The organism is Anaeromyxobacter sp. Fw109-5, from assembly GCF_000017505.1.
Taxonomy (GTDB): Bacteria; Myxococcota; Myxococcia; order Myxococcales; family Anaeromyxobacteraceae; genus Anaeromyxobacter.
In genome coordinates, this window is record NC_009675.1 from 4520120 (window position 1) to 4542916 (window position 22797).

Here is a 22797-nt window from a genome sequence, read left to right on the forward strand (position 1 = left end):
CCTCGACCGCGACCCCGCCGTGACAGTCCGGCGCGCCTGATCGGGCCTGATCGGGACCCCTCTGCCCTTCTCGAGTGGGAACGGTCCAGCGCTCGTCGCTCGACCGGCCGACCGACCGATCGGGTGTCCCCGCCGGCTCCAGACGCCCGCCCGTCGTATGTAGGCATGCGCCTACACCCACCCGCCGTGATCGCGCCCTGAACGCATTGCCAGCGCGTGAAACCCGCTGATCCGGGCGCCCGTTGACTTCACCCGCCGATGTCCGTAGATCGGGACCATTCAGTGGGAAAAAGTGGCAAGCAGCGGTTCAGAGCGGCAGGATCGGCCAGCCCGTGTTCTTCGGAACCTTCAACCACGCGATCGACGCGAAGGGGCGCACGAGCCTCCCGGTGAAGTTCCGGGAGTCGCTGGCCGCGGCGGGCGAGCCCCGCATCGTGCTGATGCAGTACCCGCACTGGCGGGCGGTGCAGGCGCTCCCGCAGTCGGTCTGGAACGAGCTCGTGAAGAAGGTGATGGACGCCTCTCCGCTCGACGCCCGGACGCAGCGGAGCGTCCTCAAGTTCGTGTCCTCGGCCCACGAGGTGGACCTCGACGCGAACGGCCGCGTCCTCGTGCCGCCGGCGCTGCGCGAGTGGGCGGGGCTGCAGAAGGACGTGGTCTGGGTGGGGATGGGCCGGACCATCCACCTCTACGACAAGGCCGCCTACGAGACGCAGGTGGCCGAGGAGATCCCGAGCGACCAGGTGGTCGACTTCTTCGGGAAGGTGTAGCGGCGGCACGCGGGCGGAGGAGGCGAGCGATGTTCGAGGCGAGACATCAGGACGACGTGACGATCATCCGTGGCGTGGGAGAGCTCACGAAGGACGAGCTGTCGGCGATCGCCGCCATCGCGCGGCGGGCGCGCGACGACGGGCGGCGCGTGGTGGTCGATCTCAAGAACGTCACGCACCTCCACTACGCGGGCGCCGCGCTCCTGAAGGCGATCCCCGGGCTGCGCGCGGCGGGTGCGAGCCGTTACGTTCGCGATCTCGTCCACGCCGGCGGCGCGGGCGGTCACCTCGAGCTCTTCGAGGACGTGGAGGCGGCCTTCCGGGCGGCGTGAGCGGGGAATTCGTCCATGCTTCGGTACTCGCGAGAGAGGTCGTCGAGGTCCTGCGCCCCGCCCCGGGCAAGCTCCTGCTCGACGGGACGCTCGGCGGCGGCGGCCACTCTGAGCTCCTGCTGGAGCGGGGGGCGCGCGTGATCGGCCTCGACAAGGATCCGCGCGCGCTGGCCGCCGCGACCGCGCGCCTCGCGCGCTGGGGCGAGGCCTTCCGCGCGGTGCGCGCCGACTTCCGCGACGCCAAGAACGTCCTCTCCGCCCTCGGCCTCACCGGGGTGGACGGGACGCTCGTGGACCTCGGGGTCTCCTCCCCTCAGCTCGACCAGGCCGACCGCGGCTTCTCGTTCTCACGGCCCGGCCCGCTCGACATGCGCATGGGCGACGAGGGCGAGCGGCTCGAGGATCTGCTCCGCCGCATCGACGAGCGCGAGCTCGCCCGCATCCTCCGCGAGTACGGGGAGGAGCCCTTCGCGCGGCCCATCGCCCGCGCCGTGAAGCGCGCCGTCGAGTCGGACGAGGCGCTCGACACCGCGCGCCTCGCCGACATCGTGGCGAAGGCCATCCCGCGCAAGGCCTGGCCGCGGCGGATCCACCCCGCGACGCGCACCTTCCAGGCCCTCCGCATCGCGGTGAACGACGAGCTCGGCGCGCTCGCCGCCTGGCTCGACGGCCTGCCCGCGACGCTCAACGTCGGCGGCCGCGCCGCGGCGATCTCGTTCCACTCGCTCGAGGACCGCATGGTGAAGGAGCGCTTCCGCGCCCTCACCCAGGCCTGCACCTGCCCGCCCGATCTGCCCGTGTGCGCCTGCGGCGCGCGCGCCTCGTTCGCCGCGATCACGCGCAAGGCCGTCGTTGCGTCCGAGGCCGAGGTGGCGGAGAACCCCCGCGCGCGCAGCGCGAAGCTGCGCGCGGTGGAGAAGATCCGATGAGGCGCGCCCCCGCCCGAGGTCGCGCCGCGGCCGCTCCTCCCCGCGCCTCCGCCCCCACGAGCGCCGTGCCCGTCGCCCGGGCCGCCACCGTGGCGCTGCTCGTCGTGGTCCTCGGCGTCTTCCACATCTGGTCCCGCACGCGCGTGGTCGCGACGGGATACCGGCTCGGCGCGCTGCAGGCCGAGCACACGAAGCTCACCTCCGAGCACGACCGCCTCCGCATCGAGGTGGAGAGCCTCCGCGCGCCCCGCGCGCTCGAGGCGTTCGCTCGGACCAAGCTGGGCATGGCTCCGCCGGACTCGGGTCCGGTGTGGGCGGCAGGCCCGCGCCCCGCAACGGCGGGCGCGGGTTGGGCGGGCGTGGACGGTGTGGATCACCGGTCCGGCCCGGCGGAGCCATCCCATTCCTCGAAGGCTGGGCGGGCGGCGGCGGGGCCCGCGGCGGACTCCGGTCCGCTCGTCCTGAACGTCCGGGGCGAGCGCGAGCGGGGCCCGCTGCGGGCGGGCCGCTCCCTGCCGCGCGAGAGGTAGCCGTTGCGCCCCGGTCCCGATCCGCGCGCGACCCGCTGGATCGCCGTCCGGATCGGCGCCGTCGCCGTCCTCTTCGCCGCCGGCTTCGCCGTCGTCGCGGGCCGGGCGTTCCAGCTCCAGGTGCTGCGCCGCGACGTGCTCATGGGCGAGATGGTCGACCAGTACCGGCGGCAGCTCGTGCTGAAGCCGCGGCGCGGCGTCATCACCGATCGCTCGGGCCTGCTGCTCGCCGGCAGCGCCGACGCCCAGTCGGTGTTCGCGGATCCCGCGGTGCTCGACAGGGAGGACGGCGGCGCCGAGGCGCTCCGCCGCATCTCCAGGGCCCTGAAGCTCGACGCCCGCGCCGTCCGCAGGAAGCTCGGCAAGAGCGGCCGCTTCCTGTGGATCGCGCGCCGGATCTCGCCGGCGCAGGCCGCCGAGGTCGAGGCCATCGTGAAGGCCACCGGCGTGCGAGGGATCGCCCTCGTCCCCGAGACCCGCCGTTACTACCCCAAGCTCGAGCTCGCCAGCCAGCTGCTCGGGCTCGTCGGGGACGACGGCGAGGGGCTCGAGGGGATCGAGCTCGCGCTCGACGACGTGCTGCGCGGCGAGCGGTCCAAGATGCCCTCCCTGCGGGACGGGGCCGGGAACATCGTGCTCCCCCACGCCCCCAAGCCCGGCCAGGAGCGCGAGGGCGTGCGGGTCGAGCTCACCATCGAGCAGGGGATCCAGCTCTCCGCCGAGCGCGCCCTCGCCGCGGCGGTGAAGCGCTCGCGCGCGCTCTCCGGCATGGCGGTCGCGCTCGAGCCGCGCACCGGCGAGGTGCTCGCGATGGCGAGCTGGCCTCCCTACAACCCGAACGCTCCCGCCCGCGGCGCCGAGCTGCGCAACCGCGTCGTCACCGACTCGTTCGAGCCGGGCTCGACGGTGAAGGCGCTCACCGTGGCGGGCGCCCTCGCGCGCGGCGCGCTGCACCCGCTCGATCCCATCGACTGCGGCAACGGCCGGTACGCGATCGGCGCCCACGTGATCCACGACCACGACGCGCTCGGCTGGGCGGGCGCCTCGAAGATCCTCGCGGTGAGCTCGAACATCGGGGCGTCCAAGATCGCGGCGCGGCTCGGGCGGGCCGGGCTGCACGCGTCGCTCGCGGCCTTCGGCCTCGGGGAGAAGACCGGCCTCGGGCTGCCGGGCGAGATCCGCGGCCAGCTCCCCGTGCCGCGCTCCGAGGTGTCGCTCGCGACGCAGAGCTTCGGTCACGGCCTCACCGCGAACGCGCTCCAGATCACCAACGCCATCGCCGCGCTCGCGAACGGCGGCAAGCTCATGCGCCCGATCGTGGTCCGGCGCATCGTCGACCCCGCCACCGGCGAGGTGCTCGAGGCGGCGACTCCGGAGCTCGTCCGGCAGGCGGTGCCGCCCGCGGTGGCCGAGACGATGACCCGCTTCCTCGTGGGGGTCGTCGAGGACGAGAAGGGCACCGGGAAGCGCGCCCGGATCGACGGCTGGCGCGTCGCCGGCAAGACCGGCACCGCGCGCAAGGTGGACCCGGTCTCCGGCGGCTACGCCTCGGATCGCCACTTCAGCTCGTTCGTCGGCTACGCGCCTGCGGAGGCGCCGCGCATCGTCGTGGGCGTGTTCCTGGACGAGCCCAAGGGCGACGTGCACGGCGGCGAGATCGCGGCCCCCGCGTTCCGAGAGATCGTCATCGAGTCGATGCGGGTGATGGGAGTGCCCGCGACCGGCCCCACGGCGCCGCGCCCGCCAGCGGTCGCGGCGTCGGAGCCCGCCGAGGAGGAGCCCGAGGGGCCGCCGCCCGTCGAGCTCGCGGCTCGCGCCACGGGGACGGGGAGCGAGCTGACCGTCGCGGTGCCCTCGCTCGCCGGGCTCCCGGCGCGCTCCGCCATCCGCGCGCTCGAGCGGCTGGACCTCGCGGCCGATCTCGACGGTGCGGGCCGCGTGGTGCAGCAGTGGCCGTCGCCCGGCAAGGTGGTGGAGCGCGGGACGCGGGTGCGGATGCGGCTCGCGCCGACCGGGTGACGCGGCGCTCGCCCGCCCGGGCGATGCACCGAGGCTGGGCGCCGCCCCCCTTTGCTGTAAGATGTGCCGCGCCGCGCCGTGGTGCGTGTCCCGGCGGACACGACGGCGCGTAACCGGGCGAGCGCACAGGGGAAGAGATTCCGGACGGCGGCTTGCATTCCGGTGCGGTGACATGAAGCTCTCGGCGGTCATCCAGGGTACGGGCGCGCGGGGTGAGGCGGCGGACGATCACGAGATCGTCCTCGTCACGGGCGACTCGCGCGAGGTCGTCCCCGGCGCGCTCTTCTTCGCCCTCCCCGGCGCGGTGCGCGACGGCCACGACTTCGCCGCCCAGGCCGCGGCCCGCGGGGCCGTGGCGATCGTCGCGGAGCGCCCGGTCGCCTGCGCCCCCGCGGCGCTCCTCCTCGTCCCCTCGTCGCGCCGCGCGATGGCGGTGGCGGCCGCGAACTTCCACGGTCGTCCCGCCGACGCGCTCCGCGTCGCCGGCGTCACCGGCACGAACGGCAAGACGACCGTCACCTACCTCGTGGAGGCGTGCGCGCGCGCGGCGGACCTGCCCGTCGGCGTGCTCGGCACGGTCACCCAGCGCTTCCCCGGCGTCGAGCGCCCCGCCAGCCACACCACCCCCGAGTCCACCACCCTCCACGCGGTCCTCGCCGAGATGCGCGCGGCCGGTACGCGGGCGGTCGTGCTCGAGGTCTCCTCGCACGCGCTCGCGCAGGAGCGGGTCGGCGGGATGCGCTTCGCGGCGGCGGGGTTCACGAACCTCACCCGCGATCACCTCGACTACCACGGCGACATGGACGCGTACTTCGCCGCGAAGCGCCGGCTCTTCGCCGAGCACCTCGCGCCCGACGGCGTCGCGGTGGTGAACGCGCGCGATCCGTACGGCGCGCGGCTCGCGGCCCAGCTCGGACCGGGCCGGCGCGTCTGGCGCTACGGCACCCGCGCGGACGACACGCTGCGGGCCGAGGCCGTCTCGACGGGGCTCGCCGGCATCGCGGCCACCTTCGCGACGCCGGCGGGGCCGATCGCGATCCGCTCGCCGCTCGTCGGCGCGCACAACCTCGAGAACCTGCTGTGCGCGGCCGGGCTCGCGCTCGCGCTGGGGATCGCGCCCGACGCAGTCGGGCGGGGCCTGTCCGCCTCGGCCGGGGCGCCCGGGCGGCTCGAGCGCATCGACGGCCGAGGTGTCTCGATCTTCGTGGACTACGCCCACACCGACGACGCGCTCGGCCGCGCGCTGGAGGCGCTCCGCGCCCTCGCGCCGCGGCGGCTCCTGTGCGTGTTCGGCTGCGGCGGCGATCGCGATCGCGGCAAGCGCCCGCTGATGGGCGAGGTCGCCGCCCGCGGCGCCGACCTCGTGGTGGTGACGAGCGACAACCCCCGCACCGAGGCGCCCGAGGCCATCATCGCGGACGTCCTGCCCGGCCTCGAGCGGGCGGGCGCGGCGCGCCTCTCCGCCCGGGCCGCGGCCGACGGCGCGCGCGGCTTCCTCGTCGAGGCCGACCGCCGCGCCGCGATCGCCCTCGCAGTCTCCCTCGCGCACCCCGGCGACGCCGTGCTCGTCGCCGGCAAGGGGCACGAGGACTACCAGCTCGTCGGCACGACGAAGCACCCCTTCTCCGACCGCGAGGAGGCCCGGAAGGCCCTCGGCTTCGTATGACCGTCCCCCGCTTCTCCCCCGACGAGCTGGCCGCCGCGACCGGCGGACGCTGGATGGGCGCGCCGCCCGCAGAGCTCGCCGGCGTCTCGACCGACACCCGCACGATCGTGCCCGGCGCGCTCTTCGTCGCGCTCCGCGGCGAGCGCTTCGACGGCCACGCCTACCTCGGCGAGGCCTCCGCGAAGGGCGCGGCCGCCGCCGTCGTCGCCCACGGCGCCGCCGCGGGGGCCCCGCTGCCGGTCCTCGCCGTCCCCGACACGCTCGCGGCGCTCGGCGCGATCGCGCGCCACCACCGGCGCCGGTTCCACATCCCGGTCGTGGGGGTCACCGGCTCGAACGGCAAGACCACCACCCGCGAGATGATCGCGGGGATCCTCGCCACGCGCGGGCCGGTCCTCAAGACCGAGGGCAACCTCAACAACGAGGTGGGCGTCCCGCTCACGCTCCTCGGGCTCGGGCCGGAGCACCGCTCGGCCGTGATCGAGATGGGGATGAACCATCCGGGCGAGATCGCCCGGCTCGCCGCCATCGCCGAGCCGTACGTCGGGGTCGTGACGCTCGCCGCCGCCGCGCACCTCGAGGGGCTCGGCACGGTGGACGCGGTGGCGGACGCCAAGGCCGAGCTGTACCAGGGGCTCCAGGACACCGGCATCGTGGTCGCCAACGCGGACGACCCGCGCATGCTGAAGCGGGCGCAGGCCGCCGGCAAGCGCATGCTGACCTTCGCGGCGGGCGCGGGTCGGCGCGGCGACGTGGTCGTGCTCGAGATCGGCTCGCAGGGCGACGACGGCCTCCACTTCGTGCTCGGCGTCGGCAACCGCGAGGTCCCCGTGCACATCCCCGGGCTGGTGGGCGCGCACAACGCCGTGAACGCGGCGGCGGCCGCCGCGGCGGCGATCTCGCTCGGCTGCAGCGACCGCGAGATCGCGCAGGGGCTCGCGGCGGTCCGTCCGGTCGGGCGGCGCCTGCGGCTCGAGCGGCTCGCCTCCGGGCTGCGCCTCGTGGACGACTGCTACAACGCGAACCCGGCGTCGATGTCGGCCGCGCTCCGCACGCTCGTGGACCTCGCGCGGCCCGACGCCCGGGCGGTGGCGGTCCTCGGGGACATGCTGGAGCTCGGCGCCTTCGAGGAGCCGGCGCACCGCGAGCTCGGCGGCGAGGCCGCCCGCGCGGGCGTGAGGCTCCTCGCCGCCTTCGGCCCGCGTTCCCGCGCCACCGCCGAGGCGGCGCGCGCCGCAGGCCTCGAGACCTTCCACACCGACGACATGGACGCGCTCGTCCGCTGGGCCCGGACCGCGCTCGCGCCGCCGTCGGACGTCCTCCTCGTCAAGGGCAGCCGCGGCATGAAGCTCGAGCGGCTGGTCGAGGCCCTCCGCTAGATGCTCTATCACTTCCTCTACCCGCTCTCGGGGCAGTTCGGGCTCTTCAACGTCCTGCGCTACCCCTCCTTCCGCATCGTCGCGGCGGGCCTCGTCTCCCTGCTCATCGGCCTGCTCCTCGGACCGCTCTTCATCGAGCGGATGCGCGTCCTGCAGTACGGGCACTCCAACGTCCGCGAGGACACGCCCGAGCGGCACAAGAAGAAGGCCGGCACGCCCTCCATGGGCGGCGCGCTCATCCTCCTCGCCGTCACCGTCTCCACGCTGCTCTTCGCCGACCTCGGGAACCGCCTCGTGTGGGCGGCCCTCCTCGTCACGCTCGGCTACGGCGTGATCGGGTTCTGGGACGACTGGCTCAAGATCTCGAAGCGGAACTCGAAGGGGCTCGCCGGAAAGAAGAAGCTCGTCCTCCAGGTGCTGGTGGTGCTGGCCGTCTACTACGGCCTGCTCACCGACTGGCAGCCGCGCACGACGGACGGGTTCCCCTTCCTCACCATCGGCAGCCTCGTCGACCTGCACCTCACGCTGCCGTTCGTGCCGACGCACCTGTTCTCGCCGTCGCTCGGCTGGCTCTACCTGCCGTTCATGATCTTCGTGGTGGTCGCCACGTCGAACGCGGTGAACCTCACCGACGGGCTCGACGGCCTCGCCATCGGCCCGACCATCGTCTCGTCGATGACGTTCCTCGCGCTCTCCTACGTGGCGGGCGCGACCATCGCCGGCTTCAGCCTGGCCGAGTACCTGCGCATCGCCTACATCCCCGGCGCCGAGGAGCTGGGCGTGTTCTGCTCCGCCATCTTCGGGGCCGGCATCGCGTTCCTCTGGTACAACACGTACCCCGCGTCGGTGTTCATGGGCGACGTCGGCTCGCTCGCGCTGGGCGGCGGCCTCGGCATGCTCGCCGTCCTCACCAAGAACGAGGTGGCGAGCGCCATCCTCCACGGCGTGTTCCTCGCCGAGACGGTCAGCGTCATCCTGCAGGTCTGGTCGTTCCGCACCACCGGCAAGCGCATCTTCCGGATGGCCCCCATCCACCACCACTACGAGCTGAAGGGGTGGGCCGAGCCGAAGATCATCGTACGGTTCTGGATCATGTCGATCATGCTCGCCCTGGTGGCGCTCATGTCCCTGAAGCTGAGGTAGCGCCGCGTGACTCCCCAGCTGAAGGGCAAGCGCGTCACCGTCGTCGGCCTCGCCAGGAGCGGCGTGGCGGCGGCGCGCCTCTGCGCGCGCGAGGGCGCGCGGGTCACGGTCACCGACCGGCGCGCCGAGGAGCACCTCACCGGCCCGCTCGCGGCCCTGGAGACGGCCGGCGTTCGCCGGGTGCTGGGAGGCCACGACGCGGAGGACTTCACCCGCGCCGACCTCGTGGTGGTCTCGCCGGGCGTCCCGATGGCGCTCGCCGAGGTCGTCCGCGCCCGGGCCGCAGGGGTGCCGGTGTGGGGCGAGGTCGAGCTCGCGGCCCGGTTCCTCGCGGGCGTGCCGATCGTCGCGATCACCGGCACGAACGGCAAGAGCACGACCACCGCGCTCGCCGGGGCGCTCTTCGCGCGCCACCGGCGGACGTTCACCGGCGGCAACCTCGGCACCCCGCTCTGCCAGCACGTCCTCGACGGCGGCGGCGCGGAGGTGGTCGTCGCGGAGCTCTCGTCGTTCCAGATGGAGGGGCTGCTCTCGCTGCGCCCCCGGGTGGCCGCCATCCTGAACGTCACCCCGGATCACCTCGACCGCTACCGCGACGTGGACGACTACGCCGCCGCGAAGGCGCGGCTGTTCGGGCTGCAGCAGCCGGGCGACCACGCCGTCGCGAACGCCCGCGACCCGCGCGCGCTCGCGATGGCCGAGGCCTCGCGCGCCGTCCTCCACACCTTCGGCTTCGGCCCTCCCGGCCCCGGCGCGCGCGATCCCGGCCTCGAGCCGGACGAGGGCGGCGCGACGGAGCTGTGGGTGCAGGCGCGCGGGGGCGGCCCCGAGCGCTTCCGCCTCGCGAACCGGGCCCTGCGCGGGCGGCACAACCGCGAGAACGCGATGGCCGCGGTGCTCTGCGCCCGCCTGCTCGGCGTGCCCGGCGGCGAGGTGCAGGCCGGGCTCGACGCCTTCGGGGGCCTGCCGCACCGGCTCGAGGTCGTGGGCGAGCGCGGCGGGATCGAGTGGGTGAACGACTCGAAGGCGACGAACGTGGACTCGACGCTCGTCGGGCTCTCGGCGTTCCCCGCGGGGACGGCGCGCGTGGTCCTGGTGATGGGGGGGCGCGGCAAGGGCGCCCCCTACGCCCCGCTCCGGCCGCTCTTCGCCGGGCGCGTGAAGGCGCTGCTGACCATCGGCGAGGACGCGCCCGCCGTGGAGCGCGAGCTCGGCGACCTCTGCCCGACCGAGGCGTGCGTCACCCTCGAAGCCGCGGTGCGGCGCGCGGCGGCCCTCGTCCGTCCGGGGGATGCGGTGCTGCTCTCGCCGGCGTGCGCGAGCTACGATCAGTTCCGCAACTACGAGGAGCGTGGCGAGGCGTTCCGCCGCCACGTCGCGGAGTTCGCATGAGCAGAGCCGAGGACGCGCCCGCGCCGCGGGCGGGCACGACGGTGGACGGGATCCTGGTCGCGGCCCTGCTCGCGCTCACCGCGCTCGGCGCGGTGATGGTGTACTCCGCGAGCGCCATCCCCGCGTCCCAGAGCGCCCGGCTCGGACACGACGAGTTCTACTACCTGAAGCGCCAGCTCGCGGCGGCCGTCGCCGGGGTCGGCCTCCTCCTCCTCGCGCTGCGCCTCGGGACGCGCCGGATCTCGGCCCTCGCGTACCCCATGCTCGGCGTCACCTTCCTCACGCTGCTGCTCGTGCCCCTCGTCGGGAAGAGCGCGGGCGGCGCGCAGCGCTGGATCCCGCTCGGCCCGGTGCAGTTCCAGCCCGCCGAGGCGGCGAAGGTCGCGCTCGTGCTCTACCTCGCCCGCTCGCTCGCGCGGAAGCAGGAGAAGGTACGGGTCTTCTCCATCGGCCTCCTGCCGCACCTGCTCGTGACCGGCGCGCTCGTCGTGCTGTGCCTGTGGCAGAGCGATCTCGGCACCGGCGTCATCCTGTTCCTCGTGCTGTTCGCGATGCTGTTCGCGGCGGGCGCGCGCGTCTCCTACCTCCTCGGCGCCGGGCTCCTCGCGCTGCCGATCGCCTGGCACCTCGTGAAGTCCACGCCGTACCGGTACGAGCGCGTGATGGCGTTCCTGGACCCCGAGCGCTACCGCTCCGGCGCCGGGTTCCAGCTGTGGGAGTCGCTGCTCGGCACCGCGCACGGGGGCTGGCTCGGCCAGGGGCTCGGCCAGGGGAAGGGGAAGCTCTTCTACCTGCCGGCGGCCCACACCGACTTCATCGCGGCGGTGATCGCGGAGGAGACCGGGCTGCTCGGCATCCTGCTGCTCGTGGGGCTCTACGCCGTCGTGGTCTGGCGCGGGGTGCGGGCCGCGCTGAACGCCTCGGAGCCGTTCGGCTGCTACGCCGCGCTCGGCGTGACCTCGCTCGTCGGGGCGCAGGCCCTCGTGAACCTGGCGGTCGTCTTCGGCCTGCTCCCGACGAAGGGGCTCACCCTGCCCTTCGTCTCCTACGGCGGCTCGTCGCTCATGACCCTGCTCGGCGCCTCGGGCGTGCTGCTCGCGGTGAGCGGCGAGCGTGGCGGGTTCCTGCGGCGGGCGCCGTCCGCGGTGCGGGTCGGAGCGGGCGACGGGGTGCGGCTCGACAGGGGAGCGGAAGGGACGACGCCATGAGGATGCTCATCGCCGGCGGCGGCACGGGCGGGCACGTGTTCCCCGGCATCGCGCTCGCGGAGGAGGTGGTCGGGCGCCACCCGGGCAACGACGTCGTGTTCGTCGGCACCGAGCGCGGCCTGGAGGCGAAGGTCGTCCCCGCGGCCGGCTTCCCGATCGAGCTCATCGACGTGAAGGGGCTGAAGGGGAAGGGGATCCTCTCCCTCCTCCTCAACCTGCTCCTCGTGCCCCGCGCGCTCCTGCAGTCGCACCGGATCCTCCGCAAGTGGCGGCCGGACGTGGTGGTCGGCGTGGGCGGGTACGCGAGCGGGCCGGTCGTCCTCGTGGCCTGGCTGCTCCGCATCCCCACCGCGGTGCAGGAGCAGAACGCCATCGCCGGCTTCACGAACCGCGTCCTCGGCCGGTTCGTGGACGCCGCGTTCACGGCCTTCCCCGAGGCGGCACGCCACTTCGCCGGACGCAAGGTCTACCAGCTCGGCAACCCGATCCGCCGCACGCTCATGGAGAACTACATGCGGCCGGAGGTGAAGCACCCGCGGCCGAGGATGCTCGTCTTCGGGGGGTCGCAGGGCGCCCACGCGCTCAACATGCGCGTCATCGAGGCGCTGCCGCACCTCGCCGATCTGCGCGAGGCGCTCGCCGTGACGCACCAGACCGGGGCGCGCGACCGCGAGCAGGTGGAGAAGGGCTACCGCGCCTGCGGGTTCGAGCCGGACGTGCGCGAGTTCATCCACGACATGAGCGCGGCGTACGCCGGCGCGGACCTCGTGGTCTGCCGCGCCGGGGCGACCACGCTCGCCGAGCTCACCGTCTGCAAGAAGCCGGCGATCCTCGTGCCCTTCCCCGCCGCCGCCGACAACCACCAGGTGGTGAACGCGCGCAGCCTGGTGGTCGCCGGCGCCGCCGTGATGATCGAGGAGCGCGACCTCACCGGCGAGCTGCTCGCGGCGGAGATCCGCGCCATCCTCACCCACCCGGAGCGGCGCGAGCGGATGGCGCGCGCCGCCGGCCGGCTCGGCAGCCCGCAGGCGGCGAAGGAGATCGCCGACGTCTGCGCCGAGCTGGTGCGCCGCCGCTGGGGCTCCCCCGCCGGCCAGGAGCGCCCCGGCCACGGCCCCGTTCGCCCGCCCGACCTCGCCTAGCCCGGATCCGACCGCATGAGCCTCTTCCGTTCCAGACCCGCCAAGATCCACTTCGTCGGCATCGGCGGCATCGGCATGAGCGGCATCGCCGAGGTGCTGCTCAACCTGGGCTACGCCGTCTCGGGCTCCGACCTGAAGGAGTCGGAGATCACCCGCCGGCTCGCGTCGCTCGGCGGCCGCGTCCAGCGCGGCCACGCCGCGCAGCACGTGGAGCAGGTGGACGTGGTGGTCACCTCCTCCGCCGTGCGCAAGGACAACCCCGAGGTCGTGGAGGCCCGCCGGCGGAAGATCCCGATCATCCCGCGCGCCGAGATGCTCGCCGAGCTCATGCGGCTCAAGTACGGCGTCGCCATCGCGGGCTCGCACGGCAAGACCACCACCACCTCGCTCGCCGCGCACCTCCTCGCCCACGCCGGGCTCGATCCCACCGCGGTGGTGGGCGGCAAGGTGAACACCTTCGGCTCCAACGCGAAGCTCGGCCGGGGCGACTACATGGTCGTCGAGGCGGACGAGTCCGACGGCTCGTTCCTGCACATCCCGCCGACCATCGCCATCGTCACCAACATCGACCCCGAGCACCTCGACCACTGGAAGACGGAGGAGGCGCTCCGCAAGGGCTTCCTCGACTTCGTGAACCGCGTCCCCTTCTACGGCCGCGCCATCCTCTGCATCGATCACCCGACGGTCCAGTCGCTCCTGCCCGAGGTGGAGAGCCGCTACGTCACCTACGGCGAGAGCCACCAGGCCGACTACCGCGCGGACGGCATCGAGGTCTCCGGCCACGCCGTGCGGTTCGACGCGTTCCGGCGCGACGAGCCGCTGGGTCGCTTCGAGGTGCGCCTGGTCGGACGCCACAACGCCCTGAACGCCCTCGCGGTGGTGGCGATCGCCGACGAGATGGGGGTCCCCGCGGACGTGACCCGCGAGGCCCTGGCGTCCTTCGGCGGCGTGCAGCGCCGCTTCACGGTGCGCGGCGAGGCGGGGGGCGTGACGGTGGTGGACGACTACGGCCACCACCCGGCCGAGGTGAAGGCGACGCTCCTCGGCGCGCGCGAGGCCTTCCACCGGCGCGTGGTGTGCCTGTTCCAGCCGCACCGCTACACCCGCACCCGCGACCTCCTCCCCGAGTTCGCCACCGCCTTCAACGACGCGGACGTGCTCCTCCTCACCGACATCTACGCGGCCGGCGAGGAGCCCATCCCCGGCGCGACGAGCGAGGCGCTCGCCGAGGCCATCCGCGCCTGCGGCCATCGCGACGTGTCCCTCGTGCCGCGCCCGGAGCTCGCGCGCGCGGCGCGGCAGCGGGTCCGGCCGGGCGACATCGTCCTCACCCTCGGCGCCGGCGACATCACCGCCGCCGGCCCCGAGCTGCTCGGGCTGCTCGAGGCGTAGCGGTGGCGGGCGCGCTCCGCGGGCCGGGCGACGCCGACTGGCGCGCCGAGATCGAGCGCCGCGTGCGCGGCGAGGTCCTGCGCGACGCGCCGCTCGCGCCGCGCACGGCGGTGCGCGTCGGCGGACCGGCGGACCTGCTGGTGCGCCCGGCCGATCCCGGCGCGCTCGCCGCGCTGCTGCGCGCCGTGCGCGAGCTCTCGGTGCCGCTCACCATCCTGGGCGGCGGCGCGAACACGCTCGTCGCCGACGCCGGCGTGCGGGGGGTCGTCCTGCGGCTGCCGCAGGGGTTCGGCGAGGAGGCGCGGGACGGGGAACGCCTCGTGCTCGGGGCCGGCGCGCCCACCAGCCGGCTCTGGGTCCGCGCTCACGCGGCGGGGCTCGTCGGGATCGAGTTCGTGGCGGGGATCCCCGGCACCCTCGGCGGCGCGGTGGCCATGAACGCGGGGACGAAGATCGGCGAGATGAAGGACGTCGTGTCCGCGGTGGAGCTCGCCACGGCCGACGGCGCGGGCTTCGTGCCCGCGGCGTCGCTCGGCTTCGCCTACCGCACCTGCCGCCTGCCCGCGGGCGCGGTGATCACGCGCGTCCAGCTCACGCTCCGGCCCGGGGACGTCGCCGAGAGCGAGCGGATCATGCAGGCGGATCGCGACGGCCGCCGCCGCACGCAGCCCCTCGATCGGCCCACGTTCGGCTCGACCTTCACGAACCCGCCCGGCGACTTCGCCGGACGCCTCGTCGAGGCGGTGGGCCTGAAGGGGCACCGTGTCGGCGGGGCCACGTGGTCGGACGTCCACGCGAACTTCGTCTCCAACCTGGGGGGCGCGACCGCGCGCGACGTGCTCGCGCTCATGCGGCTCGCGCGGACGCGGGTGAAGCAGCGGTTCGGGATCTCGCTCGAGACGGAGGTCCGGCTCGTGGGCGAGTTCCATGCAGAGGATCTCGAGGGGCTGCGCGCGTAGATTCGCGGCGCCCGATTGAAGATCGGGCGCGGAACCGGGTAACAAGGGGCGGACCAGGAGACGCACATGGGCAAGTGGACCGGCAAGAAGGTCGCGGTGCTGTACGGCGGTCGCTCCTCGGAGCGCGAGGTCTCGCTCCGCACCGGCGCGGCCTGCGCCGACGCGCTCCGCGCGAGGGGGCACGACGTCACCCTCGTGGACGTGGACGCCGAGCTCCCGGCGCGGCTGCGCGAGCTCCGCGTCGACGTGGCCTTCGTCGCGCTGCACGGCCGCTGGGGCGAGGACGGCTGCGTGCAGGGGCTCCTCGAGTGCATGGGCATCCCCTACACCGGCTCGGGCGTCACCGCGTCCGCCATGGGCATGGACAAGACGGTCTCGAAGGCGATCTTCAAGGCGCTCGGGCTCGACGTCATCGAGTACCGCGCCTTCCCGCCGGCGCGCGCCGCCGAGATCGACCTCCGCGACCTGCCGTTCGGCGTCCCGTGCGTCGTGAAGCCCGCGGGCGAGGGCTCCTCGGTGGGCGTCCAGATCGTGAAGGACGCGGCGCGGCTCGCCGACGCCTGCCGCGAGGCGGCGCGCTACAAGGGCGACGTCGTGGTCGAGCGCTACGTGAAGGGGACCGAGGTGAACGTCGCGGTGCTCGAAGGGAAGGCGCTCGGCGCCATCGAGATCGCCCCCGCGAACGAGTTCTACGACTACGCCGCCAAGTACACCGCGGGGACCACCAGGTACTACTACCCGGCGCGCATCCCCGAGGCCCACGCGAGCCGCGTCATGGCGGCGGCCGAGGCGGCACACCGCGGGCTCGGCTGCAGCGGGGTGACGCGGGTGGACTTCATCGTCGCGCCCGACGGGACGCCGTTCATCCTCGAGGTGAACACGCTGCCCGGCATGACCGCCACCTCGCTCGTGCCGAAGATCGCGGCGGGGCTCGGCCTCGCGTTCCCCGAGCTCTGCGAGCGGATCCTCGACGGCGCGGCCCTCAAGGCGTAGGGCCCGGCCTCACTCCCCGCGCAGCGCCTCGGGCAGCTCGAACCGGCCCACCCAGCCGACCCGCACCTCCATCGGCGGCGCGTCGCGGTTCAGCCCCGCGTTCAGCGTCGCCTTCAGCTCGCCCGCGGGCATCGGCAGGACGCCGGTGAGGCCGAGCACGCTCGGGCGATCGGCGAAGCGCCACCCCAGGTAGCCCCGCCAGTCGAGCTCCAGGCCGAGCCCGCTGGCGCGCGTGGCGCGGAGGCCGAGGCCGTAGCCCAGGGCGTCGTCCTGGCGGTCCTGCGCGAATTGCCAGGCGAGGAACCCGACGCGCGCCAGCGCTCGCACCTGCGTCCCGGCGAGCTCCCCCGCCTCCTTGCCGAAGAGCACGTCGATGGCGTACCCGGGCGCGTTCGTGAAGCGCCGCGACGTCAGCCCCTTGCCCGTCGTCGACTTGACCGTGAGCCTCAGCCCCACCGCGGGGAGGCGCCGCTCCCGGAACAGGAGGAAGCGTGCGCCGAACCGGATGTCCCCCGAGGTGCCGCCCGCCCGGTGGAGCGCCGCGAGCCGCTGCTGCGTCTCCGCCGACGTCCGCCAGATCTCGACCAGGATCGCGTCCAGCTCCAGCGCCGCCGTCTCGCGGAAGGGGACCATGAGCCGGACGTAGGGGGTCGCCGCGTGGTCGCGCGCCTCCAGCCCGGAGGCCTGCGCCGCGCCGCCGAGCTCGAGCTCGCCGAGCGAGCCGACGACCGGGTCGGCGTTCGGGAGCACCGGCAGCGCGTTGTACCCCATGAGCCCGGGCACGAGCGGCCAGTCGGCCGAGCCCGGCTCCTGCGCGGCGGCCGCGGTGGCTACGAGCGTGGACGCGAGCAGGAGCGATCTACCGAGCACGACTCAAGACGTTGCGGATCGGCCGCCCGCCCGCGGGAGGCCCCCGTCGCGTCGCCGCGAGTGGATGCACCGCCGGTGGGCGCCCCCGCCGCGGACCGCGGGCCGGCCGGGGCGCGCCGGACGGGATTTCCGGCTATACCTCTGCCCCGCTTCCCCCGAAGGCACCGTGCGAACCGTCCTCTACGTCCTGTCGATCGTCGCGGTGAACGCCGCGTTCGTCGTGTTCCCCCCGATCAGCCCGCCGTGGGGCGGCGTGTTCTCGTTCGCGACGCTGTTCGTGGGCGCCACCTTCATCCTGCGGGACTTCGCGCAGCAGGAGATCGGCGGCAAGGTCTGGCTCGCGTCGCTCGCTGGCGCCTTCATCACGGCCGCCTTCAACCCGCGCCTCGCGCTGGTGTCCGGCGGCGCCTTCTTCGCCGCGGAGCTCGCCGACCAGCTCGTCTTCACGAAGGTGCGCGGATCGTTCCGGGCGCGCGTGGTCTGGTCGCAGCTCGCCGGGGTCGCGCTCGATACCGGCGCGTTCCTCGCCGGGATCGCGTTCGCGCTCGGCATCCCGTGGAGCTGGGCGAGCTACGCCACGATGAGCGCCGGGAAGCTCGCGGCGCTGTCCTACCTCGCGCTCGTCCGCCGCCGCACCGCGCCTCCCAGCGCGGACGCGATCGCGTGACGTGGGACGGGCGCTACGGCGCCCGCCCGCTCTCGCCGCGCTCCAGCCGGTCGCGCAGCTCGCTCACCGCGGCGCGGTCGTCGGCCCAGAGGAGGCCGAGGTGGACCGTGCGCGGCGGAGCGCCCGCCTCGTCGACGACGTCGTAGAGCGCCTTGAGCCGCCAGCGCTCCTGCTCGCAGGCCTTCTTGATCTCGAACCGCACGTTCTGGCCGGTGCGCCGCAGCGCCTCGACGGCGGCGGCGGCTTCCTCGGGGAGGAACACGGCGCGCATGAGACCACGGGCCGTGGGGTCGCGCCAAGGAGGGAGCGCGGTCGCCCGGCCCCTCGGCGGGCCGGCGGGCGCGACGCTGAGACGAGGTCCCGCGCTCCGCACGCGCTCACCACGCCCGCGCCGCGGTCCCGCGCTCACGTGACGCCCGCACGCGCGCTGCTCCGCGCAATCGCCGATTGCGGGGTCGATCGTCTCCGTCAATCCTCCTCGTCACGAACCGTGAAGTTCGGTTGGGGCGTTCACTGCTCGCAAATGCGGCAACTCGCGGGCCAGGCCGGGGGCCACGGCCCGCCGTCGCGCGCGTGTCGATTTCCCGGTCGGCGTGGAGAACCCGAGTCCGCACGCCGACGTCGCCGGCGGCGCGTTTCACCCGACGTGAGTGCCGCGGTTTCGTGCGCCATGACGGCGACCGTCCGCGTGGCGCGCCGTCGCCCGAGCGGGACGATGCGCTGCGCCGATCGCAGCGCGTACCGTACGTCTCGCTTCACCCTCAGACCGTGATCGCTCTACACGGACGCTCCGTGCGGGTTCGCCGCACGAGGTCGCTCCGCGGCACGACGAGCTTCGGTGACACCTCGGCGGTCACGACGGGCAGCTCGCAGCAGAAGGAGGACCCTCGAATGGCGCACCACCGCAGCACCCCCAGCTGGAAACCCCTGGTCGCGGCCGTGGCCGCGCTCGCGATCGGCCCGCTCGTGCCGGATGCTTTCGCAGCGCCGCTGCCGGGAGGGTCTCTGAATCCCCTGATCATCCCGAAGTACGTGCAGCCGCTCGTGGTGCCCCCCGCGATGCCGGCCGTGGGGGAGAACACCTACGACATCGCCGTCCGGGAGTTCCAGCAGCAGGTGCTTCCGCCAGGGTTCGGCATGACGAGGGTCTGGGGATACGGCTCCACCTCCCACCCTGGGACGGTCGCCGAGGGCGGCAGCTTCCACTATCCCGCCTTCACCATCATGGCTCGGCAGGGCGAGCCGACGACGGTGAGGTGGCGTAACGAGCTCGTGAAGGATCCGGTCGCGTGCAGGGCGTCCTCCACGCCCTCGACGGATCCCAGCTGCGAGTTCGTCCCGTACTTCCTCCCGGTCGACCAGACGCTGCACTGGGCGAACCCACCGAAGGATTGCAGGCCGGAGATGCCCGGCATGGACCCGCCGCCCGGTCCGGACTGCACCGGGCAGAGCCCGCTGCCGTACACCGGTCCCGCGCCCATCGTCACGCACCTGCACGGCGGCCACATCGACCCCGACGTCGATGGGTACCCGGAGGCCTGGTACCTGCCGGCCGCGCGCAACATCCCCGAGGGCTACGCGACCGTCGGCTCGAACTTCCCCGCCAGCTGGACGTGGGACGGAACCGCCACCTACACGTACCGCAACGACCAGCGCGGGACGACGCTCTGGTACCACGACCACTCGCTCGGCATGACCCGGACGAACGTCTACACGGGCATGGCGGGCTTCTACTTCCTCCGTGACGCGTACGAGGAAGACCTCATCGCCGGGACGAACTCGTCGGGCTTCAACACGTCGTTGACCCGGATCCCCGGCGCCCCGTACGAGATCCCCCTCGCCATCCAGGACCGCTCCTTCAACGCGGATGGCTCGCTGTTCTACGCCACCACCCGCCGGTTCTTCGACGGCTTCGCCGGGCCGTACTATCCGCTCAGCGACGTCGCGCCGACCTGGAACCCGGAGTTCTTCGGGAACACCATGGTGGTGAACGGCCGGACCTGGCCGTTCCACGTCACCGAGGCGCGCCGCTACCGGGTGCGGTTCCTCAACGGCAGCGACTCCCGCTTCCTCATCCTCCGGTTCGCCGACGCCGCCGGGCGGCCGAACGGCCTCAGGATCTCCATCATCGGCAACGATGGCGGCTTCCTCCCCGGCAAGGTGGCGACCGTCACCCAGCTGGTCATCGGCCCGGGCGAGCGGTACGACACCATCGTCGACTTCGGTCCTTATGCCGGGCAGCGCCTCATCCTTCAGAACGTCGGACCCGACATGCCATGGGGCGGCGGCCCGGTCCCCGTGGGGGCGCAGGCGGATCCCGCCACCACCGGCCAGGTGATGCGCTTCGACGTCGCGCTGAAATCCGCCAACTTCGTCGATCCCGTCCCGCCCGCCGGAAAGCTCGTCCTCAACCAGCCGCCGGATCCGTTCGGCGGGCCGGCCGCGAACGGCACGGCTCGCACCCTCACGCTCAACGAGATCGTGAGCGGGGTCCCACGCTTCGGCGGCCCCATCGCCGCGCAGCTCGGCGACGCGATGGGCCCGCTGCCCTGGATGGCTCCCGTCACCGAGGCTCCGCCGGTCGGGTCGACCGAGGTGTGGCAGATCGTGAACCGCACGGTGGACTCGCACCCCATCCACCTGCACCAGGTGCAGTTCGTGGTCATGGATCGAACGCCGATCGATCTGGCCGCATGGGACGCGGCGGTTGCGGCCTGCAACGCCGGTACCCCGGGGGCGATCTGTCCACCGGACCCGTTCGCGTTCGTCCCCAAGAACGCGGTCCCGGTGCCGGCGAACCCCTGGGAGGCGGGCGGCAAGGATACCGCCATCATGAACCCCGGACAGATCACCCGCGTCCGGGCCTTCTTCGACATCCCGGGGCTGTACGTGTGGCACTGCCACATCCTGTCTCACGAGGACAACGAGATGATGCGGCCGTACTGCGTCACGGACCCCACCGACCCTGCATTCAGCTGCGCGCCGTAGCCGGCGCCGCGCGCCATGAGCGCTCGGGAGCGGGGGGCGCGCGCCCCCCGTTCCGTTCTTCGGCCCTCCTGCCCGATCGCGTTCCCGAGCGAGCCGCCGCCGCCGAAAACTTGCGCCCCCTCGGCCGTCTGCCATCCTCCAGCATCGGGCGATACCGCCCGGAAGCGCGGCGGTCTCCGAGAGGGCGCCGCGGCCGGGCGCTGGGGAGTGGCGGTGGCGCGGGGTCCGAACCGGCGACGCGTGGACAGGGTTCCGGGGGAGCGGCGGCGCAAGCTCGCGGCGGCCCTCCGCTTCGCCTTTCCGTTCGTGGTCCTCGCCTCTTGCCTCGCGGTCGCGGGCTGGGGCGTCTGGCGGGTCACGGTGTCGGGCGGCCTCCTGCGGATCGGCGAGATCCGCTTCGACGGCCTCTCCCGCGCGACGGCGGAGGAGCTGCTCGAGCTGTCGCCGGTGGCCGCCGGCGACCACCTGCTCGCGGTCGATCCCGAGGCCGTGGCGGCCGCGCTGCGCCGGCACCCGTGGATCGCGTCGGCCGAGGTGCGGCGCCGGCTGCCGGCCGCCTTGGAGGTCTCGGTCGTCGAGCGGCGGGCGCGGGCGCTGGTGGATCTGGGCTCGCTCTACCTGGTGGACGAGCGCGGCGAGGTGTTCAAGCGGGCGACGCCCGGAGACGGGCTGGACCTGCCGGTGGTGACGGGCGTCGGGCGCGAGGACTGGGTCGAGCATCGCGCCGAGGTCGAGCCGCTCCTCGTGGGCGCGCTCGCGCTCCTCGACCGGTGGGCGGAGCGCGGCCTCGATCGCCGCGCGCCGATCTCGGAGATCCACCTCGACCCGGACTACGGGACGATCCTCTGGGCGGGGGACGAGGGCGTCGAGGTCCGGCTCGGGCAGGGAGACCTGCCGGAGAAGCTGGCGCGGCTGGAGCGCGTCCTCGCGGCGGTCGACGCCGAGGGGCAGCGCGCGGAGGTGCTGCACCTCGACAATCGCAGGCGCCCGGACTGGGTGGCCGTGCGGGTATCGCGCTCGAGGCCGCCTGAGCAGGCGGCCCCGTAGCGCAGGGAAGGACGCGGGTCCGCGGCGAGTCCGACGGTCGGCTCGGCGCGGGGTGGTGGTGGCGGTCCGAGAGGGCCGCAGGTGGGCGAAGCGCGACGGCGCCAACTCGCCCGGAGGTGGTCATGGCGAAACCCGGGGACATCCTCGTCGGCCTGGACATCGGCACGACGAAGATCTGCGCCATCGTCGGCGAGGTGACCGACGACGGCATCGACATCATCGGCATCGGCTCGCACCCGTCGAAGGGCCTGCGCAAGGGCGTGGTCGTCAACATCGACGCCACCGTCGCCTCGATCAAGCGCTCGATCGAGGAGGCCGAGCACATGGCCGGCTGCGAGATCAGCACCGTCTACACCGGCATCGCCGGCGGCCACATCAAGGCGTTCCCCTCCCACGGCGTCGTCGCCGTCAAGGACAAGGAGGTCCGCCAGCAGGACGTGGACCGCGTCATCGACCAGGCGAAGGCCGTCGCGATCCCGCTCGACCGCGAGGTGATCCACGTCCTGCCGCAGGAGTACGTCGTCGACGACCAGGACGGCGTGAAGGAGCCGGTCGGGATGAGCGGCGTGCGCCTGGAGGCGAAGGCGCTCATCGTCACCGGCGCGGTGTCGTCCGCGCAGAACATCGTGAAGTGCGCGCAGCGCACCGGCCTCAACGTGGCCGACATCGTCCTGCAGCCGCTCGCGTCGTCCCTCGCGACCCTCTCCGAGGACGAGAAGGAGCTCGGCGTCTGCCTGGTGGACATCGGCGGCGGCACGACCGACATCGCCGTCTTCCACAACGGGTCGATCCAGCACACCGCCGTCATCTCCCTCGGCGGCAACCACCTCACGAACGACGTGGCGGTCGGGCTGCGCACCCCCACGCACGAGGCGGAGCGGATCAAGAAGCAGTACGGCTGCGCGATGGGATCGATGGTCGACAAGTCGGAGACCATCGAGGTGCCGAGCGTGGGCGGCGGCCAGCCGCGCGTCCTCTCGCGCCACATCCTCGCCGAGATCGTGGAGCCGCGCGTCGAGGAGATCTTCATGCTCGTCCAGCACGAGCTGCAGAAGTGCGGGATGGAGGAGATCCTCGCCTCCGGCGTGGTCATCACCGGCGGATCGACGCTCCTCGCCGGCATGACCGAGATGGCCGAGGAGGTGCTGGGGATGCCGGTGCGCAAGGGGATGCCGCGCGGCATCGGCGGCCTCGTCGACGTGGTGAAGAGCCCGATGTACGCCACGGCGGTGGGGCTCGTCATCTACGGCGCCCAGCAGCAGGACCTCTCCCCGTACTTCAAGATCCGCGAGGAGAACGTCTACCGGAAGGTGAAGAACCGGATGAAGGAGTGGCTCGGGGAGATCTTCTAGACCCGCGGGGAGCCTGCCA

Annotated in this window: 20 protein-coding genes; 18 read left to right on the plus strand and 2 right to left on the minus strand. The window is 73.7% G+C overall.

Annotated features, from left to right (window positions below):
• The first annotated feature begins 332 nt into the window (after positions 1 to 332).
• The 14 genes from ANAE109_RS19895 to ANAE109_RS19960 all read left to right on the plus strand — a co-directional run bounded on the left by ANAE109_RS19895 (position 333) and on the right by ANAE109_RS19960 (position 15854).
• Positions 333 to 770: a division/cell wall cluster transcriptional repressor MraZ gene (locus ANAE109_RS19895; protein WP_012098687.1), complete on the plus strand. Its 438-nt coding sequence runs from the start codon at positions 333 to 335 to the stop codon at positions 768 to 770.
• Positions 771 to 799: 29 nt separating this feature from the next.
• Positions 800 to 1102 (plus strand): anti-sigma factor antagonist, encoded by a 303-nt coding sequence (locus ANAE109_RS19900; protein ID WP_012098688.1) that lies wholly within the window; start codon positions 800 to 802, stop codon positions 1100 to 1102.
• Entirely contained in the window at positions 1099 to 2031 is a 933-nt protein-coding gene (rsmH, locus tag ANAE109_RS19905) for a 16S rRNA (cytosine(1402)-N(4))-methyltransferase RsmH (protein WP_012098689.1), read from the plus strand. Before ANAE109_RS19900 ends, rsmH begins: the two co-directional genes overlap by 4 nt.
• The gene (locus tag ANAE109_RS19910) at positions 2028 to 2561 is read left to right on the plus strand and encodes a cell division protein FtsL (RefSeq protein WP_012098690.1); all 534 of its coding nucleotides are present in this window, start codon (positions 2028 to 2030) and stop codon (positions 2559 to 2561) included. Before rsmH ends, ANAE109_RS19910 begins: the two co-directional genes overlap by 4 nt.
• A 3-nt stretch (positions 2562 to 2564) precedes the next feature.
• Positions 2565 to 4580 carry a penicillin-binding protein gene (locus tag ANAE109_RS19915; RefSeq protein ID WP_012098691.1) on the plus strand — a complete coding sequence of 672 codons (2016 nt, stop codon included), beginning with the start codon at positions 2565 to 2567 and terminating at the stop codon, positions 4578 to 4580.
• A 172-nt stretch (positions 4581 to 4752) separates the two neighbouring features.
• Complete coding sequence (locus ANAE109_RS19920) at positions 4753 to 6246, plus strand: UDP-N-acetylmuramoyl-L-alanyl-D-glutamate--2,6-diaminopimelate ligase (protein ID WP_041448544.1); 1494 nt, start codon at positions 4753 to 4755, stop codon at positions 6244 to 6246.
• Positions 6243 to 7625: a UDP-N-acetylmuramoyl-tripeptide--D-alanyl-D-alanine ligase gene (murF, locus tag ANAE109_RS19925; RefSeq protein ID WP_012098693.1), complete on the plus strand. Its 1383-nt coding sequence runs from the start codon at positions 6243 to 6245 to the stop codon at positions 7623 to 7625. The genes ANAE109_RS19920 and murF overlap by 4 nt, the downstream gene beginning before the upstream one ends.
• Entirely contained in the window at positions 7626 to 8768 is a 1143-nt protein-coding gene (gene mraY / locus ANAE109_RS19930) for a phospho-N-acetylmuramoyl-pentapeptide-transferase (protein ID WP_012098694.1), read from the plus strand.
• Positions 8769 to 8774: 6 nt separating this feature from the next.
• Complete coding sequence (gene murD / locus ANAE109_RS19935; protein ID WP_012098695.1) at positions 8775 to 10160, plus strand: UDP-N-acetylmuramoyl-L-alanine--D-glutamate ligase; 1386 nt, start codon at positions 8775 to 8777, stop codon at positions 10158 to 10160.
• Entirely contained in the window at positions 10157 to 11368 is a 1212-nt protein-coding gene (gene ftsW, locus ANAE109_RS19940) for a putative lipid II flippase FtsW (RefSeq protein ID WP_012098696.1), read from the plus strand. The genes murD and ftsW overlap by 4 nt, the downstream gene beginning before the upstream one ends.
• Entirely contained in the window at positions 11365 to 12510 is a 1146-nt protein-coding gene (murG, locus tag ANAE109_RS19945; protein WP_012098697.1) for an undecaprenyldiphospho-muramoylpentapeptide beta-N-acetylglucosaminyltransferase, read from the plus strand. The genes ftsW and murG overlap by 4 nt, the downstream gene beginning before the upstream one ends.
• Before the next feature lie 15 nt (positions 12511 to 12525).
• Entirely contained in the window at positions 12526 to 13902 is a 1377-nt protein-coding gene (gene murC / locus ANAE109_RS19950; RefSeq protein WP_012098698.1) for a UDP-N-acetylmuramate--L-alanine ligase, read from the plus strand.
• A gap of 2 nt (positions 13903 to 13904) precedes the next feature.
• A complete protein-coding gene (murB, locus tag ANAE109_RS19955) occupies positions 13905 to 14861 on the plus strand; it encodes a UDP-N-acetylmuramate dehydrogenase (protein WP_012098699.1) in 957 nt (318 codons plus the stop codon).
• A 66-nt stretch (positions 14862 to 14927) separates the two neighbouring features.
• Complete coding sequence (locus ANAE109_RS19960; protein WP_012098700.1) at positions 14928 to 15854, plus strand: D-alanine--D-alanine ligase; 927 nt, start codon at positions 14928 to 14930, stop codon at positions 15852 to 15854.
• Between the two features lie 9 nt (positions 15855 to 15863).
• On the opposite strand, the gene ANAE109_RS19965 is transcribed toward ANAE109_RS19960, so the two are convergent.
• Positions 15864 to 16724 carry a hypothetical protein gene (locus tag ANAE109_RS19965; RefSeq protein WP_012098701.1) on the minus strand — a complete coding sequence of 287 codons (861 nt, stop codon included), beginning with the start codon at positions 16722 to 16724 and terminating at the stop codon, positions 15864 to 15866.
• A 166-nt stretch (positions 16725 to 16890) separates the two neighbouring features.
• On the opposite strand from ANAE109_RS19965, the gene ANAE109_RS19970 reads away from it, so the two are divergent.
• Positions 16891 to 17391, plus strand: coding sequence for a hypothetical protein (locus ANAE109_RS19970; protein WP_012098702.1), 501 nt, complete (start codon positions 16891 to 16893; stop codon positions 17389 to 17391).
• A gap of 13 nt (positions 17392 to 17404) precedes the next feature.
• Here the strand turns inward: ANAE109_RS19970 and ANAE109_RS19975 are convergent, their stop codons facing one another.
• Positions 17405 to 17662, minus strand: a complete 258-nt coding sequence (locus ANAE109_RS19975) for a hypothetical protein (protein WP_041448545.1) — start codon at positions 17660 to 17662, stop codon at positions 17405 to 17407.
• A 620-nt stretch (positions 17663 to 18282) separates the two neighbouring features.
• Here ANAE109_RS19975 and ANAE109_RS19980 point away from each other — a divergent pair.
• From ANAE109_RS19980 to ftsA, 3 genes are all read left to right on the plus strand, one after another.
• Complete coding sequence (locus ANAE109_RS19980) at positions 18283 to 20379, plus strand: multicopper oxidase family protein (protein ID WP_012098704.1); 2097 nt, start codon at positions 18283 to 18285, stop codon at positions 20377 to 20379.
• A 240-nt stretch (positions 20380 to 20619) separates the two neighbouring features.
• Entirely contained in the window at positions 20620 to 21426 is an 807-nt protein-coding gene (locus ANAE109_RS19985; protein WP_234945189.1) for a cell division protein FtsQ/DivIB, read from the plus strand.
• 122 nt (positions 21427 to 21548) lie between these two features.
• Positions 21549 to 22778, plus strand: a complete 1230-nt coding sequence (gene ftsA, locus ANAE109_RS19990) for a cell division protein FtsA (RefSeq protein ID WP_012098706.1) — start codon at positions 21549 to 21551, stop codon at positions 22776 to 22778.
• Positions 22779 to 22797 lie beyond the last annotated feature (19 nt).